Annotated in this window: 11 protein-coding genes; 7 read left to right on the forward strand and 4 right to left on the reverse strand. The window is 73.3% G+C overall.

Going from position 1 to position 14791, the window contains the following annotated elements:
* Window positions 1-200: 200 nt before the first annotated feature.
* The gene (locus AB0O36_RS14875; protein WP_365109256.1) at window positions 201-1562 is read left to right on the forward strand and encodes an FAD-dependent oxidoreductase; all 1362 of its coding nucleotides are present in this window, start codon (window positions 201-203) and stop codon (window positions 1560-1562) included.
* Between the two features lie 116 nt (window positions 1563-1678).
* Here the strand turns inward: AB0O36_RS14875 and AB0O36_RS14880 are convergent, their stop codons facing one another.
* Window positions 1679-2356 (reverse strand): macro domain-containing protein, encoded by a 678-nt coding sequence (locus AB0O36_RS14880; protein WP_365109258.1) that lies wholly within the window; start codon window positions 2354-2356, stop codon window positions 1679-1681.
* 307 nt (window positions 2357-2663) lie between these two features.
* Between AB0O36_RS14880 and AB0O36_RS14885 the strand changes: the two genes are divergently transcribed.
* Both AB0O36_RS14885 and helR read left to right on the forward strand, forming a co-directional pair.
* Window positions 2664-4295, forward strand: coding sequence for an ADP-ribosyltransferase domain-containing protein (locus AB0O36_RS14885; protein WP_365109261.1), 1632 nt, complete (start codon window positions 2664-2666; stop codon window positions 4293-4295).
* A 144-nt stretch (window positions 4296-4439) separates the two neighbouring features.
* Window positions 4440-6587 carry an RNA polymerase recycling motor ATPase HelR gene (gene helR, locus AB0O36_RS14890; RefSeq protein WP_365109264.1) on the forward strand — a complete coding sequence of 716 codons (2148 nt, stop codon included), beginning with the start codon at window positions 4440-4442 and terminating at the stop codon, window positions 6585-6587.
* A 37-nt stretch (window positions 6588-6624) separates the two neighbouring features.
* On the opposite strand, the gene AB0O36_RS14895 is transcribed toward helR, so the two are convergent.
* Window positions 6625-7662: a DUF4344 domain-containing metallopeptidase gene (locus tag AB0O36_RS14895; protein WP_365109267.1), complete on the reverse strand. Its 1038-nt coding sequence runs from the start codon at window positions 7660-7662 to the stop codon at window positions 6625-6627.
* 253 nt (window positions 7663-7915) lie between these two features.
* On the opposite strand from AB0O36_RS14895, the gene AB0O36_RS14900 reads away from it, so the two are divergent.
* From AB0O36_RS14900 to AB0O36_RS14915, 4 genes are all read left to right on the forward strand, one after another.
* Complete coding sequence (locus AB0O36_RS14900; RefSeq protein ID WP_365109270.1) at window positions 7916-9781, forward strand: histidine kinase; 1866 nt, start codon at window positions 7916-7918, stop codon at window positions 9779-9781.
* The gene (locus tag AB0O36_RS14905; protein ID WP_365109273.1) at window positions 9778-10461 is read left to right on the forward strand and encodes a response regulator transcription factor; all 684 of its coding nucleotides are present in this window, start codon (window positions 9778-9780) and stop codon (window positions 10459-10461) included. Before AB0O36_RS14900 ends, AB0O36_RS14905 begins: the two co-directional genes overlap by 4 nt.
* Window positions 10462-10656: 195 nt before the next feature.
* Window positions 10657-11550, forward strand: a complete 894-nt coding sequence (locus AB0O36_RS14910; RefSeq protein WP_365109276.1) for an ABC transporter ATP-binding protein — start codon at window positions 10657-10659, stop codon at window positions 11548-11550.
* Between the two features lie 74 nt (window positions 11551-11624).
* Window positions 11625-14222, forward strand: a complete 2598-nt coding sequence (locus tag AB0O36_RS14915; protein WP_365109279.1) for an FtsX-like permease family protein — start codon at window positions 11625-11627, stop codon at window positions 14220-14222.
* Between the two features lie 12 nt (window positions 14223-14234).
* On the opposite strand, the gene AB0O36_RS14920 is transcribed toward AB0O36_RS14915, so the two are convergent.
* Both AB0O36_RS14920 and AB0O36_RS14925 read right to left on the reverse strand, forming a co-directional pair.
* Window positions 14235-14486, reverse strand: coding sequence for a hypothetical protein (locus AB0O36_RS14920; protein ID WP_365109280.1), 252 nt, complete (start codon window positions 14484-14486; stop codon window positions 14235-14237).
* Entirely contained in the window at window positions 14473-14748 is a 276-nt protein-coding gene (locus AB0O36_RS14925; protein ID WP_365109283.1) for a DUF6400 family protein, read from the reverse strand. Before AB0O36_RS14925 ends, AB0O36_RS14920 begins: the two co-directional genes overlap by 14 nt.
* Between the last annotated feature and the right edge of the window lie 43 nt (window positions 14749-14791).

The following is a 14791-nucleotide window of genomic DNA, read 5'->3' on the forward strand; positions in this document are numbered from 1 at the left end:
CCGCCGGGCCGGCCGCAGTCCATGAGAGTGCATCGGCAGGGGCGGGGCGCGGCGCCCGGGGGCGCGGCACCGGCCGGTCCACCCGTCCGGCCCATAAGTCGCGCTTATGAGGTCATAAAGAAGAGGCGGGTATCGAGTTAGGTAAGCCTTAGTTTAGGGTTCGTCTTGATCACGTCCTTGACGTCCGAAGGGAACCAGTCATGCCTCGCCCCCTGCGCGTAGCGATCGTCGGTGCCGGACCCGCGGGTATCTACGCCGCAGACGCGCTGCTCAAGTCCGAGGCTGCCACCGAACCCGGTGTGTCCATCGACGTCTTCGAGCGGATGCCGGCGCCCTTCGGCCTGATCCGCTACGGCGTCGCGCCGGACCATCCGCGGATCAAGGGCATCATCACCGCGCTGCACCAGGTGCTCGACAAGCCGCAGGTGCGCCTCTTCGGCAACGTCGACTACCCCACGGACGTCTCGCTCGACGACCTCCGCTCCTTCTACGACGCCGTGGTCTTCTCGACGGGTGCCACCGCCGACCGCGCGCTGGACATCCCCGGCATCGGCCTGGACGGCTCCTACGGTGCGGCCGACTTCGTCTCCTGGTACGACGGCCACCCGGACGTGCCGCGCACCTGGCCGCTGGAGGCGGAGAAGGTGGCGGTGCTGGGCGTCGGCAACGTCGCCCTCGACGTGGCGCGCATCCTCGCGAAGACGGCCGACGAGCTGCTGCCCACCGAGATCCCGCCGAACGTGTACGACGGCCTCAAGGCAAACAAGGCCCTGGAGGTGCACGTCTTCGGGCGCCGCGGCCCGGCCCAGGCCAAGTTCAGCCCGATGGAGCTGCGCGAGCTCGACCACTCCCCCAACATCGAGGTCATCGTCAACCCCGAGGACATCGACTACGACGAGGGCTCCATCAGCACGCGCCGCTCCAACAAGCAGGCCGACATGGTGGCCAAGACCCTGGAGAACTGGGCGATACGCGACATCGGCGAGCGCCCGCACAAGCTGTTCCTCCACTTCTTCGAGTCCCCGGCCGAGATCATCGGCGAGGACGGCAGGGTCACGGGCCTGCGCACCGAGCGCACCGCGCTCGACGGCACCGGCGGAGTCAAGGGCACCGGCGAGTTCACGACCTGGGACGTCCAGGCGGTGTACCGCGCCGTGGGCTACCTCTCCGACGAGCTGCCCAAGCTCCCCTGGGACGTCGAGTCGGGCACGGTCCCGGACGAGGGCGGCCGGGTGGTCGAGGCGGGCCGGCACCTGGCGTCGACGTACGTCACCGGCTGGATCCGGCGCGGCCCCATCGGTCTGATCGGGCACACCAAGGGCGACGCCAACGAGACCGTGGCCAACCTGCTGGCCGACCACGCCGAGGGCCGGCTGCTCACGCCCTCCTCGCCGCAGCCGGAGGCCGTCGACGCCTTCCTCGCCGAGCGCGGCGTGCGCTACACGACCTGGGAGGGCTGGCACCGCCTGGACGCGGCCGAGAAGGCGCTGGGTGAGCCGCAGGGCCGTGAGCGTGTGAAGATCGTCGAGCGCGAGGCCATGCTGGACGCCAGCGGCGCCTGACCCGCCCCGCCCCACCTTCGCTCGTCCCTTCCCCGTCTCTTTCCCCCCGCCGCTTCCCCTCCGGTGGCCCGTACCGGGCCACCGGGCGGACCGGGCCACGCTACGGCCAGGGGGCGTCAGCGCCGGGTGGCCCCGCGCGTGGGCGGCGCGACGCGTATCCGGGTCTCTGCGGGCACCTCGTCTATGTCGTGGAGCTGCGCGAGGACGGTGCTCCGCAGTTCGTCGTAGTCCTCGAAGCGGTGGTCGTTGAAGAGGGTGTAGCCCGTCCACATCAGGTTGGCGCACACCCGCGCCGGCACCCGTCCGGTCTGGGCGCCCATGCCGACCAGCGCCACCGAACCGATGCTGCCCGGCGTCTCCTCGTTCTGCCGGTGGACCGCCTGGAAGGCGGCGGCGCACGCCAGGGCCACGTTCAGCGTCTCGCTCACGTTCTCCGATGACGTCTCCATCGTCGGCGTCGAGATCAGGAACTTCGGGTTGACCGCCCCCGAGGGAACGCACACCGCACTGCCCACGGGCAGGCTGCCCGCGAAGCCGTCCCGGATGGCCCGCTGCACGCGGAGCTGGATGCCGGCGCCGAGATGGCGCTTGATCACCGCGTCCACGCCCCCGTCCATCCGGCCGCGGGAATTCGTCGGACTGACCCACGCGTCGGCCTCCACGCCAAGGATCGAACCCTTGCGGATCTCGATCCCGGGAGTGTCCGCGAACGCCGCCCGCCACGACTCCACCACCCTGGCGCCGACGTCCGTCAGGACCACCCTGAGCGGCGGCTGTACACGGTTCACGATCATGATTCGGCTCCTGTCATCACGGGTTCCGCCCACCGGGAAAAACGCTAGCGGCCACCACTGACAACGCCCCTGCCTGCAGCGATCCCTGATCGGCCGTCATGATTGCCAGGGCTGTCGACCGGTGTTAGCCTGCCGCCGGATCCCGGACGAGCGAACCTCCGGCGACGTGTGCCCACCCGCCCCGCCGCATGGTTCCTCCGGGTCCGTTTCCGCCGTCCACGGCCTTCGCCGGGGCGCCGTGGACCACTCTCGCCACAGCCGTGTCCCCGTTCCGGGCCGCGGCGTGATCCTTCGGAGTACCCGAACCATGAGCGACACCGACAGCACTGCCGGCTCCCCTTCCGCGTACGACCCGAACGACCCCCTCGCCCTCACCGACCTGTTCAAGGGCGGCGGCGAGCCCTGGCTCCCGCTGCTGAAGTCGGCCATCGAGGCTCAGGCGGAGGCGGACACCTTCATCGGCCCGGGCCGCGGCCCCGATGTCGTTCCCGTCCGCGAACTCACCTTCCAGGCGCTGAAGCCCCACCCGCCGCACAAGTGGAAGGTGGTGGTGTTCGGCCAGAACCCGTACCCGCGGCCGGAGAGCGCCACCGGCATCGCCATGTTCGACAACACCTTCCACGACTGGAAGGACAGCCAGTTCGGCCGGGTGGTGAGCATCCGCTGCATCATCAAGGCCGCGGCGATGTGGAAGTACGGCATCCCCAAGAAGACGCCGATCGCCGACGTCCGCAAGCTGCTGAAGGAGCGGGACACCGTCCAGCCGCCGGAGTGGTTCCAGGCGATGCTCACGCAGGGCGTGCTGCTGCTGAACGCCTCGCTCACCGCCAGCGCCGACGGCTCCATGGGGGCCGACCGGCACACCGCGTTCTGGCGCCCGGTCGCGGAGCGCATCGTCGAGGAGATCCTCAGGGCCAAGCAGGACGCCGCCGAGGAGGAGCGCGGTGTGGTCTTCGCCTGGTGGGGGGCCCACGCGCGGAACCTGAAGCGGGTCGTGCTGCGGCTCCAGAAGAAGTACCCCGGCGTCGAGGTCCGGCACATCGACCACCCCAACCCGGCGGCCCAGGGCGACATCTTCTGCGAGGGCGACCACTTCGCGATGGTGAACGACGCCCTGGCGTCGCTGGGCACCGACCCGATCGACTGGCTGCCCGGCAAGGGGTGGAACGAGGCGGCGGCGGAGAGCGCCGGCCCGGACGGTGACGTCGCCGCGCGCATGGGCTCGTTCATCGCGTCCACGATGGAGCTGCACCAGCTGTACCTGGAGCGGCTCGCGAGCGTCAAGGACGAGGGACTCGTCCTCCCGGAGATCACGGGCGTGTTCGACACCCCGCTGATGGACTTCCAGGACGCCGTCGAGCCGGTCGCCCGGCTGCTGTCCGGGCTGGACGGACACGTCCTGCGCTCGCACGAGTTCGGGAAGCGGCGGGCGGACGCGGCTGCGGCGGGGGGCCCGTCGGCGGAGGCGATCGCCGCGCTCCACCTCTACACCTGCGAGTCCGCGTTCTACCGCGAGATCAACGCCGTACTGCGTTCCCCAGACCGGTCCAGGGTGGTTCCCTATCTGCCCTACCTCCGGCTGCTGTTCTCGGCGATGTCGGAGCTTCCCGCGCGTACGGAATCGCTGTGGCGCGGCGTGTCCCTGGACCTGCGCTCCCAGTACCCGCTCGGCCGGACGGTGACCTGGTGGGGCGTGTCCTCGTGCACGCCCGAGCTCGGGGTGGCGCGGGCCTTCCTCGGGAGCCGGGGCAAGCGCACGCTGTTCGAGGTGGTTCCGGTGCGGGCGGTGGGCATCCGCGACTTCTCGGCGTTCACGCACGAGGAGGAGTTCATCCTCGCGCCGGGTACGCAGCTGAAGGTGACGGACGTGAAGACGCAGCGCGGCGGCCTGACGACCGTACGGCTGACGGAACTCCAGGACGCGCCCCTGGTGTCCTGAAACGAACGGTGTCCTGAAACGAAAAGACCGGCCGAGCGGCCGGTGCGGGAGTGGAGAGGGACGACCCACCTCTTTCCACTCTCAACTTATAGCGCACCGGGGGGCTTGTGGCAAGGGCCCCCCGGTGCCGCAGAATCCTCGATCATGAAGCCTCTGACCACCACCGCGTTCGCCCTGCCCGACCGCCTCTCCGCCAAGGCGGAGCCGGCCCTGATCGCCTCGGACGAGCGGCACTTCGCCGCGATCGCGGAGAGCCTGGAGGCCTCGATCGCCGAACTGTCCGAGCGCCTGGACGCCGAACGGAGGGCCCCCGGCGGCGTCGGCCGACAGGCGATGGAGCGCGACATGGAGATCCACCGGCTGACCGGTCGCCTGCGTGCCCTGCGCCGTTTCGGCCTGGACCTGTGCCTGGGACACATCGTCGGCGAGGACGATCCCGAGCCCGTGTACGTGGGGCGGCTCGGGCTGACCGACAGCGAGGGGCGCCGTCTGCTGCTCGACTGGCGCTCTCCCGCCGCCGAGCCGTTCTTCGCAGCCACCCACGCCAACCCCATGGGGCTGGCGAGCCGCCGCCGGTACCGCTGGACCGCCGGCCGGATCAGCGACTACTGGGACGAGGTGTTCACCGCCGAGGGGCTGGAGCAGCACGCCGCCCTCGACGACCAGTCGGCCTTCATCGCCAGTCTGGGCAGCAGCCGCTCGCCCCGGATGCGTGATGTGCTCACCACCATCCAGTCCGACCAGGACGCCGTCATCCGGGCCGGTTCCCGGGGCGCGCTCGTCGTCGACGGCGGACCGGGTACGGGCAAGACCGTGGTCGCCCTGCACCGCTCCGCCTACCTCCTCTACTCCGACCCGCGGCTCGGCCACCGCCGGGGCGGCGTCCTGTTCGTCGGCCCGCACCAGCCCTACCTCTCCTACGTCGCCGACGTGTTGCCCAGTCTCGGCGAGGAGGGCGTACAGACCTGCACCGTGCGGGACCTGGTGGCCGAGGGGACCTCGGCCGTGGCCGAGAGCGATCCGGAGGCGGCCCGGCTGAAGTCGTCCGCGGACATGGTGCGGGCGGTCGAGACGGCCGTCAGGTTCTACGAGACCCCGCCCACCGAGGGGATGACGGTCACCACCCCGTGGTCCGAGGTGCGGCTGACCGCCGACGACTGGGCGGAGGCGTTCGAAGCGCCCGAACCCGGGACGCCGCACAACGAGGCCCGCGAGCAGATCTGGGAGGAGCTGCTGACGATCCTGCTGGACAAGCACGGCGAAGGCGTCCCGGCCGACCGGTTCCGGAAGGTGCTGGAACACGACGGGGAACTGGTCTCGGCGCTCAACGGGGCATGGCCGCTGATCGAGGCGGCCGATCTGGTCGGCGACCTGTGGTCGGTGCCCGCCTACCTGCGGCTGTGCGCTCCGTGGCTGACTCCCGACGAGGTCCGGACGCTGCGGCGCGCCGAAGCGCAGGCGTGGACGGTGTCCGACCTGCCGCTCCTGGACGCGGCCCGCCAGCGGCTCGGCGACCCGGAGGCGGCCCGGCGGGCGCGCCGGCGCCGGGCGGCCGTCGCCGCCGAACGCGAGCGTCTGGCCGGTGTCATCGACAACGTGCTCGCGGCCGACGACGACGGCGAGGGTGCGGTGACGATGCTGCACGGGAGGGACCTGCAGGACAGCCTGATCGACGGGAACGCGCTGCCCCGGGTCGAACCGGACCTGCTGGCCGGCCCGTTCGCACACGTCGTCGTGGACGAGGCCCAGGAACTGACCGACGCGGAATGGCAGATGCTGCTGCTCCGCTGCCCGTCCCGCAGCTTCACGATCGTCGGCGACCGCGCCCAGGCCCGGGACGGGTTCACCGAGTCGTGGCGGGAACGGCTGGAGCGGGTGGGGCTCGACCGGATCGAGGTGGCCTCCCTGAGCATCAACTACCGCACGCCGGAAGAGGTCATGGCGGAGGCCGAGCCGGTCATCCGGGCCGCGATCCCGGACGCCAACGTCCCGGTGTCCATCCGCGCGGGCGGCGTTCCCGTCGTCCACGGGTCCGTGGACGAGCTGGACGCGATCCTCGACGGGTGGCTGGCCGAGCACGACGAGGGCACTGCCTGTGTGATCGGCGGCCCGGCGTTCCGGGCGCGGCCGCGCGTCCGGTCCCTGACCCCCGCGCTGTCGAAGGGCCTGGAGTTCGACCTGGTCGTCCTCGTGGACCCGGAGGCCTTCGGCGAGGGCGTGGGCGGGGCGGTCGACCGCTATGTGGCGATGACGCGGGCGACCCGGCAGCTCGTCGTCCTGAGGAGCTCGTGACCGCACGCCCGGCTGTTCGGGAGGTCGTCAGGGGCCGTCAGGGGCTTGACTGCCGGCTGCGGAGCTCGTCGAGCTGCTTCGCGAAGGCCTCCGTCTCCGTGATCAGCCGGGCGCGGGCAGCGGCCTGCTCCTGATCACCCTGCTTCCTGAACGCCTCGCGGAAGTGGGGCCGGAGCTGGGACCACCAGCCGTGGTCCAGCATCGCCCACGCCTGCGGACACAGCGGGGCACGGGTCTTCGGCAGGTAGCCGGCACCGACCAGCGGACCTTCGTACTTCTTCGGGTCGCTGCCTTCCAGGTAGCAGAGGAAGTTGAAGACCCGTTGCTGGGTGACGGGATGGTCGCTCGACAGTCCCTCCAGCGTCAGCTCGCCCTCCTTGCGGGCGATCTCGTCGAAGAGCAGCGCAGCGGCCAGCGAGGGGCTCGCTCCGGCCGTGTTGACGGTCTGGAACGACGCGAACCCGTCGGCGGCGTCCTCTTCGAGGCCGAGGTTGGGCAGCATGAGCTGGCGCTGGAGGGCGTGGCCCATCTCGTGGCCGAAGACGAACCGGGTCGACAGCGCGGTCAGGTCGTCCGCGTTGTACTCGTCCGCGGGGAAGGCGGCCGGCCGTTTGACGTTCTTGGCCACGTCGGCGAGGGCACCCCGGAGCTCGGTCAGGAAGGACGCGGTCATGTAGATCGTCCGGCCGTCGGGCTGGGTGACCGCGTCGGTGACTCCCGGCGGGACCTTGCCGGTGACCTTCACGACCATGTCGTGCGGGAGGGCGACGGTGGAGTTCACCCAGTCGGCCGTCCGCTCCAGGACGCGGGACTTCCGGACCACGTCCACGGCGTGCCGGTCCTCCGGCTTGATCGTGTCGTCCTCGTACACGACCGTGACCTTGCCGTTCGCATCGTCCGCCGGGCCGGTGGCCGCGTTGACCGGGCCGCCGCGCAGCACGGCGGTCGCCAGGCCGGCGACGAGCATCGCCCCGGCCACGGCCCCCCTCGACAGGGCGGAGTGCCCGCCACACCTGCTCAGCACCGTGATCAGCACCGTGATCAGCTCCGTCCTTCGGGGAGGTCGTCTTCCCATTAGCCCGCCATGCGCCACCGGCCCGCCACTCGCGCTCTGCCCACCCGGGCATCGGCCCGCCCCGGGCATCAGCCCGTCCTGGCCGTCGGCCCGCCCTCGCCCGGCCTCTGCCTTCCGGCATAGCCGGGGATCCTCCCCAAGGCGCAGGGCCGGCCGCCGTCCGATGCCGATACTGGTGCTCGTGCCACCCATCAGCCCCTTCCGCCGTTACGCCCGCTTTCGTCCTCCCCCGGGGAGGACCCGCCGTCCGGCGGTGAGCGGCGCGGCCGGGACGGCCGGGGTGCTGCTCGCGGGCCTCGGCGTGTACGCGGTGGCCGGGCATCTGGATCAGCTGCCGCACCCCCGCTTCCAGGCGGCCGCGCTCCTCGCCGCCGGCGCGCTCTTCCCCCTGCGCACCCGCTTCCCCGCGCCGGTGCTGCTCACCCTCGCCGTGCTGACCGGCCTGGCGCCCTGTGCCGGACCCGTCACGGCGGCGGCCGCGTACACCGTGGCCCGGCGGACGGCCGCTTCCCGGGTGCGGACCCGGCTGCTCACCGCGGCCGCGGTCCTCCTGGTGGTGGCCGCGGCGGTCGGCGCGCCGTGGACGGGGCCGGGACCGGTGCCGTACGGGTTGGCCCTGGGGCTCGTACTGGTGCCGGCCGTGGTGATCGTCCCCGGCCTGGCCGGCACCGCGTACGGACAGCAGGGGCGCCTGATGCAGGCCCTGCGCGAGCGCGGGGACGCGGCGGAACGGGCCCGCAGGCTCGCCGAGAGCGAGGCCCGCATCCACGAGCGGTCCAGGATCGCCGCCGAGATGCACGACCTGGTGGGCCACCGGCTCAGCCTGATCTCGCTGCACGCCGGCGGGCTGGAGCTGGCCCTGGAGCGGGCCGCCCCCGAGCTGAGCGGGGAGGCCGTGCTGGTGCGGCGCACCACCCGGGACGCGATGCGCGAGCTGCGGCAGGCGCTCGGGGTGCTCGGTCCGCTCGGCCGGGACACCGGACCGGAGGTGCTCACCGACGCGACCGGCACCCGTGCCGACGTCGAGGCGCTGGTGGCGGAGTCCCGCGCGGGCGGCATCGCCGTACGCCTCGACTGGACGGGCCCGGACCTCGACGGCCGCCCGGCCGGAGTGCGCCGCGCGGTCCACCGGGTGGTGCGGGAGGGCCTGACCAACGTGCACCGGTACGCCGCCCTCTCGCACGTCGGGGTCGACGTCCGGCACGACCTCACCGGCATCCGGGTCACGGTCCGGAACGGCGCCCCGCCGAGGGCGCCGGCGCCGGGAACGGGGCCCGGGCCGGTGCCCGCCCCCTCCCCCGGCCCGGACACGGGCCTCGGCACCGGGCGCGGACTGGCCGGGCTCCGGGAACGGGTGGAGCTGCTCGGCGGCACGTTCACCGCCGGGCCGCTGCCGGGCGGAGGGTTCCGGCTGGACGCCGTCCTGCCGGGCGAACCCGGCGCCGCTCCGGCCGCCGGGCCGCACGGCTTCCCGGCCCGCGCCGATACCGATGCCGACCTCGACGCCGATGCGGATGCCGATGCCGGTGGCCCTGCCGGTGCCGGTGCCACCGATCCCGCCGATGCCGGTGCCGGTCGCCCTGCCGATGCCGATGACCATGCCGGTGCCGCCGGTGCCGCCGGTCCAGCCGGTGCCGGTGCCGCCGGTCGCGCCGATCCCGTCGGTCATGCCGCCACGGCCGGTCCTCCGGTGCGGTACCACGCCGCGGACCGGGAGACGGCTCCGGCCGGACGCCGGACGGTCGAGGCGCTCACCCTCGCCTCGGGACTGGTGGGCCTGTGCCTGCTGATGGTCCTGGGGATCACCTTCGTGTACGCCTCCCTCCCGCAGCAGCCGTCCGGGCCGCCCCCGCTGCCCCGCATCGGCATGACGTACGAGGAGGTCGAGGGCACCGGCGTCCTGGACAACGCCGCGGTCCGGGCCGCCGCCGCCAGGCGCGAGCCGCCCCGGCCCGCCGGGACGGCCGGCTGCATCTACCCCTTCAACGGCGCCACCGAGAAGGTCCCCGGCGCCCTGTTCGTCGCCCGCTACTGCTTCGACGACGCCCACCGCCTCATCTCCATCGACCGGTTCGCCGTCCCGTCGGTCCGGGACACCACACCCTGGGAGACACCGTGACCCGCCCCGCCGCTCCGATCCGTGTCCTGCTGGCCGACGACGAGGAGATGATCCGGGCCGGTGTCCGGCTGATCCTCCGGCACGCCGAGGGCATCGACGTGGTCGCCGAGGCCGCCGACGGCCGGCAGGCGGTGGCCGAGGCGGCCGCCCACCGTCCCGACGTGGCGCTGGTGGACATCCGGATGCCCGTGTGCGACGGGCTGGCGGCCATCGCGCCGCTGCTCGCCCTCGACCCGGCGCCGCGGGTGGTGATGCTGACGACCTTCGGCGACGAGGAGAACGTGCTCCGGGCCCTGCGGGAGGGCGCCGCGGGCTTCCTGCTGAAGGACGAGGGCCCGCAGGAACTGATCAGCGCGGTACGGGCGGCCGCCGTGGGGGACGCGGTGCTCTCGCCCGGCGTCACCGGGACGGTCATCGCCCGGATGCTGCGCGGCGGTGAGCGGAACGCGGCCGGAGCCGGAGCCGGGCCCGAGGACGAACGGATCGCCCGGCTCACCGGCCGCGAGCGGGAGGTCCTGTCGATGCTCGGCGAAGGCCTGTCCAACCAGGACATCGCCGTGCGGCTCGGCATCGGGATCGGCACGGTCAAGACGCACGTCGGAGCGGTCCTCGACAAGACGGGCACGGCCAGCCGGGTCCAGGCGGCGCTGCTCGCCCATCGGGCGGGCCTGGCCGGCTGACCTCTGCCGGAGGGTGGAGGACGGACCGCCGGCCCTCTGCCGAAGGGCAGAGGGGGGAAGGTCGGGGCCTGCCTTCCGGCAGAGCTCAACTCCCGCCTCCGGAACGACGTTTCCGCAGGTGAGCGCCGTAAGGATGGATGCGTCCCCCGGTCCCGGGCACGCCCCGCGGACCGTCGTCCCCCAGGCGGAGCGTCCATGACCCACTCCATGTCCCACTCCATGTCCCGGTCCCCGGCCCAGCCGCAGTCCCTGAGCCCGGCCCAGTCCCCGAGCCAGCACCAGCACCAGCACCAGCCCCGGTCGTTCCCCTCGCCCGGTGCTCGTGGGACCGCCGGCGCCTCCCCCGCCGCACCGGCCGCCCGTGCCACGGGCCTGACCAAGGTCTACGGGAGGGGCGAGACGCGGGTGACCGCGCTGGACGCGGTGTCCGTCGAGTTCGGCCGGGGCCGGTTCACCGCCGTCATGGGCCCTTCGGGGTCGGGCAAGTCCACCCTGATGCACTGCATGGCCGGCCTGGACTCGGTGACGTCCGGCTCCGCCCTGATCGGCGACACCGAACTCTCCTCCCTGTCGGAACGGCAGCTCACCGCCCTCCGGCGGGAGAAGGTCGGCTTCGTGTTCCAGGGCTTCAACCTGCTGCCCACCCTCACCGCGCTGGAGAACATGACGCTGCCGCTCCGGCTGGCCGGACGGAAGCCCGATCCGGCCTGGCTGGACGCCGTCATCGCCACCGTCGGGCTCGGCGGACGGCTCGGTCACCGGCCCGCCGAACTCTCCGGCGGACAGCAGCAGCGCGTGGCGGTGGCGCGCGCCCTGGTCTCCCGGCCCGAGATCGTCTTCGCCGACGAGCCCACCGGCAACCTCGACTCCCGGTCAGGTGCCGAGATCCTCGGGTTCCTCGCCGACTCGGTGCAGGAGCTGGGCCAGACGGTGGTGATGGTCACCCACGACCCGGTGGCCGCCGCCCACGCGGACCGGGCGGTGTTCCTGGCCGACGGCCGGATCGTCGACGACGTTTCGTCGCCGTCCTCCGATGCCGTGCTCGACCGGATGCTGCGGTTCGAGGCCCACGGCGGCGACACCGGCTGAGGTCCCGGCCCCGGCCCGGTCCCCCCTCCCCCCGTCATCTTTCCCGTCCCGTTCCCGAAAGCCGACTCCTCCCCATGCTGCGAACAGCCCTGCGCAACGTCCTTGCGCACAAGGCCCGTCTGGCCATGACCGTCCTCGCCGTCTGCCTCGGCGTCGCGTTCGTCACCGGCAGCCTCGTCTTCGCGGATTCCTCGGCCGCCGCCTACCGTGGCGCGGCGTCGAAGGACTTCGCGGACATCGCGGTGTCCGTCACCCCGAAGGACCCACCGCCCGGAACCGCCGGAACGGCGGGAGGCCCCGGCTCCCGCACCGGGGTGCTCGACGACGCCCTGGCCCGCAAGCTGGCCGGCGTACCCGGAGTGGCCGCCGTACGCCCGTCCGCCGACGGGTCCGCGACCCTGGCCGCCAAGGACGGGACGCCGCTCCGGTCCACGACCGCCCGGTCGAACCTGGCATCCGCCTACGTGCCGGGCCCGGACGGCAAGGACGGCCGCCTCCCGCTGGTCGAGGGCCGCGCGCCCCGCAACGGTGACGAACTCGCCGTGGACCGCGGGACCGCCGCCGCCGGCCGCTACCGCGTCGGCGACACCGTCGTCCTCGCCACCGACGGCCTGGTGCTGAGGAAACGTCTCGTCGGCATCGTCTCCACCCGGGACACCCGGGTGACGGCCGGCGGCACCCTCGCCGTGTTCGACAGGGCGACGGCCCAGCGGCTGTTCGCGTCCCCGGGCCACTACACCGGCATCGACCTGTCCGCCACGCCCGGCACCGACCCGCACGCCCTCGCCGCCCGGGTGACGTCCCTCCTCCCCGCCGACCGTGCCGAGGCCGTCACCGGCGCCGCCCTGGCCGCACAGCAGACCGTCCTCCTGGACACCCTGACCCGGGGTTACACCAAGCTGCCGATGGTCTTCGCGGGCGTGTCTCTGTTCATCGGTTCCTTCCTGATCGTCAACACGTTCACCATGCTGGTGACGCGGCGCACCCGTGAGATCGCGCTGCTCCGGGCGATCGGCGCCGCCCGCCGCCAGGTGGTCCGCTCGGTACTGCTGGAGGCGGTCCTGATCGGGCTGGCCGCGTCCGCGGCCGGTTTCCTGCTCGGACTCGGCATCGCCGCCGCCCTGCCCGCCCTGCTGAGCACCGACGGGAACACCCTGCCGGACGGCCCGCTGGTGATCGGCCCGGGCACGGTCGTCGCCGCGCTCGGCGTGGGCGTGGGCGTCACGGTGCTCGCCGCGTGGCTGCCTTCCCGGCGCGCGTCCCGGATCGCCCCCGTCGAGGCGCTGCGCGCGGCCGCGCAGTCCCCGTCCGGGTCCCCGGCCGGGGACGGGGTCCGGTCGCGGCTGCGCGGCGCGGCCGGTGCGGTGCTGCTCCTGCCCGGCGCCGGACTGCTCGTGTCGCTGACCGGGGCGAAGGACGCCTCGGAGGAGAACCTCCGGCTGGCGATGCTGGGCTGCGGCCTGCTCGCCGCCGCCATGATCGTGCTCGCTCCGCTGCTGTCCGGGCCGGTGATCCGCCTCGCCGGGCGGACGGCCGGGCGCTCCGGCGTCGTCGGTCTGCTGGCCCGGGAGAACGCGCTGCGCGACCCGCGGCGTACGGCGGCCACCGCGTCGGCGCTGATGATGAGCACGGCGCTGGTCTCCGGGCTGGCCGTCATCGGCCACTCCACCGGGCAGGCCCTCGACCGGCAGGCCGCGGCCGGTCTCGGCGCGGACTACGTGATCGGCACCCCGGACCTCACCGCCGGCATCGACCCGGACGCCGTACGGCGGGTCGCCGACACCCCCGGGGTGCGCAGCGCCCATGCCGTCGCGGACGCGTCGCTGTTCGCGGGCGGGCGGGTCGGGCGGATCTCCGGCGTCGACCCGGGGGCCGTGGACACGGCCATGGAACTCGACTTCGTCGGAGGATCGGCGAAGGACCTCGGGCCGGGCCGGATCGCCCTCTCGGAGAGCTTCGCCCGGGAACTCGGCGTCCGCGCCGGCGGCCGTACGAGCCTTGTCGTGGGGGTGGGGCAGGAGGCCGCGCCGTACACGGTCGTCGGCGTCTACCGGGACAACCCGACGGCGCAGGACGCGGTGGGTGCACGGGACGCGGTGCAGCGGGCGGGCTTCCTGCCGGGATCCGTGCAGCGGGTCCTGGTGCGGACCCGGGACGGTGCCGTGTCGGCCGCCACCGGGCAGCGGCTGCGCGCGGCCGTGGGCGGAAATCCGCTGCTGAGGGTCCGGGACCGGGAGGAGATCGTCCGGGAGGCGGCCGGGACGGTCGGGAACCTGCTGACGCTGGTGTACGGGCTGCTCGCGCTCGGTGTCACGGTCGCCGCGCTGGGCATCGTGAACACGCTGGCCATGTCGGTGTCGGAACGCACCCGGGAGATCGGCGTGCTGCGGGCCCTCGGCATGGACCGGGCCGGGGTCCGGCGCATGATCCGGCTGGAATCCCTGATGATCGCCGCGTTCGGCACGCTGCTGGGCCTGGGCGGCGGGGTCTTCTCCGCCTGGGCGGTGGGGGCTCTGGCCAACGGTGCCGTGGCGCAGTACGCGCCGGCCGTGCCCTGGGGGACGCTGCTGCTGGTCTGTGCGCTGTCCCTGGGCGTCGGCGTCCTCGCCGCCGCCGTCCCGGCCCGCCGTGCGGCCGCGCTCGGCCCACTGGAAGCGGTGGCCGCGGGCTAGTACCGCGGCGGGTCAGTGGGGCCCGGTGTGGGGGCGGCTCCAGGTGGAGCGGGTGGCGCCGAAGCCGGTCTCGTGGGCCCAGACGTGGGTGCACGCGGGGCACTGGAGGTGGAGCAGGCTCCCCGTGTTGGTGAGCAGGTAGCGCCAGTGCGCGGAGCAGTTCCGCTGTTCCGCGCAGGGGTCGCAGCCCCGGGTGTCGTCGCAGTTCGGGCAGTCCGCCCAGGCGCGGCGCCCGGGGTCGGCCTGTGGGTCAAGAGGCAGCACGGCCGCCTCCTCGCGCGGGCAGCACCCCGGCTGCGACCAGCTCGTCGTGGATGCGCTGCTGCTCCGCGTCGAGGTTGCCGTAGAGCAGGTCGTACGCGGCCTCCTCGCCGAGCAGGGCCTCGATGGGGTCCCAGTCCGGTCCGAGCGCGGCCAGTACCTGCGCGCGCCGGTGCACCTCGTGGGAGGTCAGGTCGACGGAGAAGTCGACGAGGTCGGCCGGGCCGGCCGGGCGGGCGGGTTCGGGGGTGTCGTGGAGGGCCATGCAATCGAAGTTAGGTAAGCCTTTTTTCGCAGGTCAAGGCCGG

Source organism: Streptomyces sp. NPDC089799, from assembly GCF_040684755.1.
In the GTDB taxonomy this organism is placed as follows: domain Bacteria; phylum Actinomycetota; class Actinomycetes; order Streptomycetales; family Streptomycetaceae; genus Streptomyces.

Coding starts and splice junctions, on each gene's coding strand:
- AB0O36_RS14880 (WP_365109258.1), bottom strand. CDS start 2,356: ATGATCGTGAACCGTGTACAGCCGCCGCTCAGGGTGGTCCTGACGGAC.
- AB0O36_RS14910 (WP_365109276.1), top strand. CDS start 10,657: ATGACCCACTCCATGTCCCACTCCATGTCCCGGTCCCCGGCCCAGCCG.
- AB0O36_RS14925 (WP_365109283.1), bottom strand. CDS start 14,748: ATGGCCCTCCACGACACCCCCGAACCCGCCCGCCCGGCCGGCCCGGCC.
- AB0O36_RS14895 (WP_365109267.1), bottom strand. CDS start 7,662: ATGGGAAGACGACCTCCCCGAAGGACGGAGCTGATCACGGTGCTGATC.
- AB0O36_RS14915 (WP_365109279.1), top strand. CDS start 11,625: ATGCTGCGAACAGCCCTGCGCAACGTCCTTGCGCACAAGGCCCGTCTG.
- AB0O36_RS14885 (WP_365109261.1), top strand. CDS start 2,664: ATGAGCGACACCGACAGCACTGCCGGCTCCCCTTCCGCGTACGACCCG.
- AB0O36_RS14875 (WP_365109256.1), top strand. CDS start 201: ATGCCTCGCCCCCTGCGCGTAGCGATCGTCGGTGCCGGACCCGCGGGT.
- helR (WP_365109264.1), top strand. CDS start 4,440: ATGAAGCCTCTGACCACCACCGCGTTCGCCCTGCCCGACCGCCTCTCC.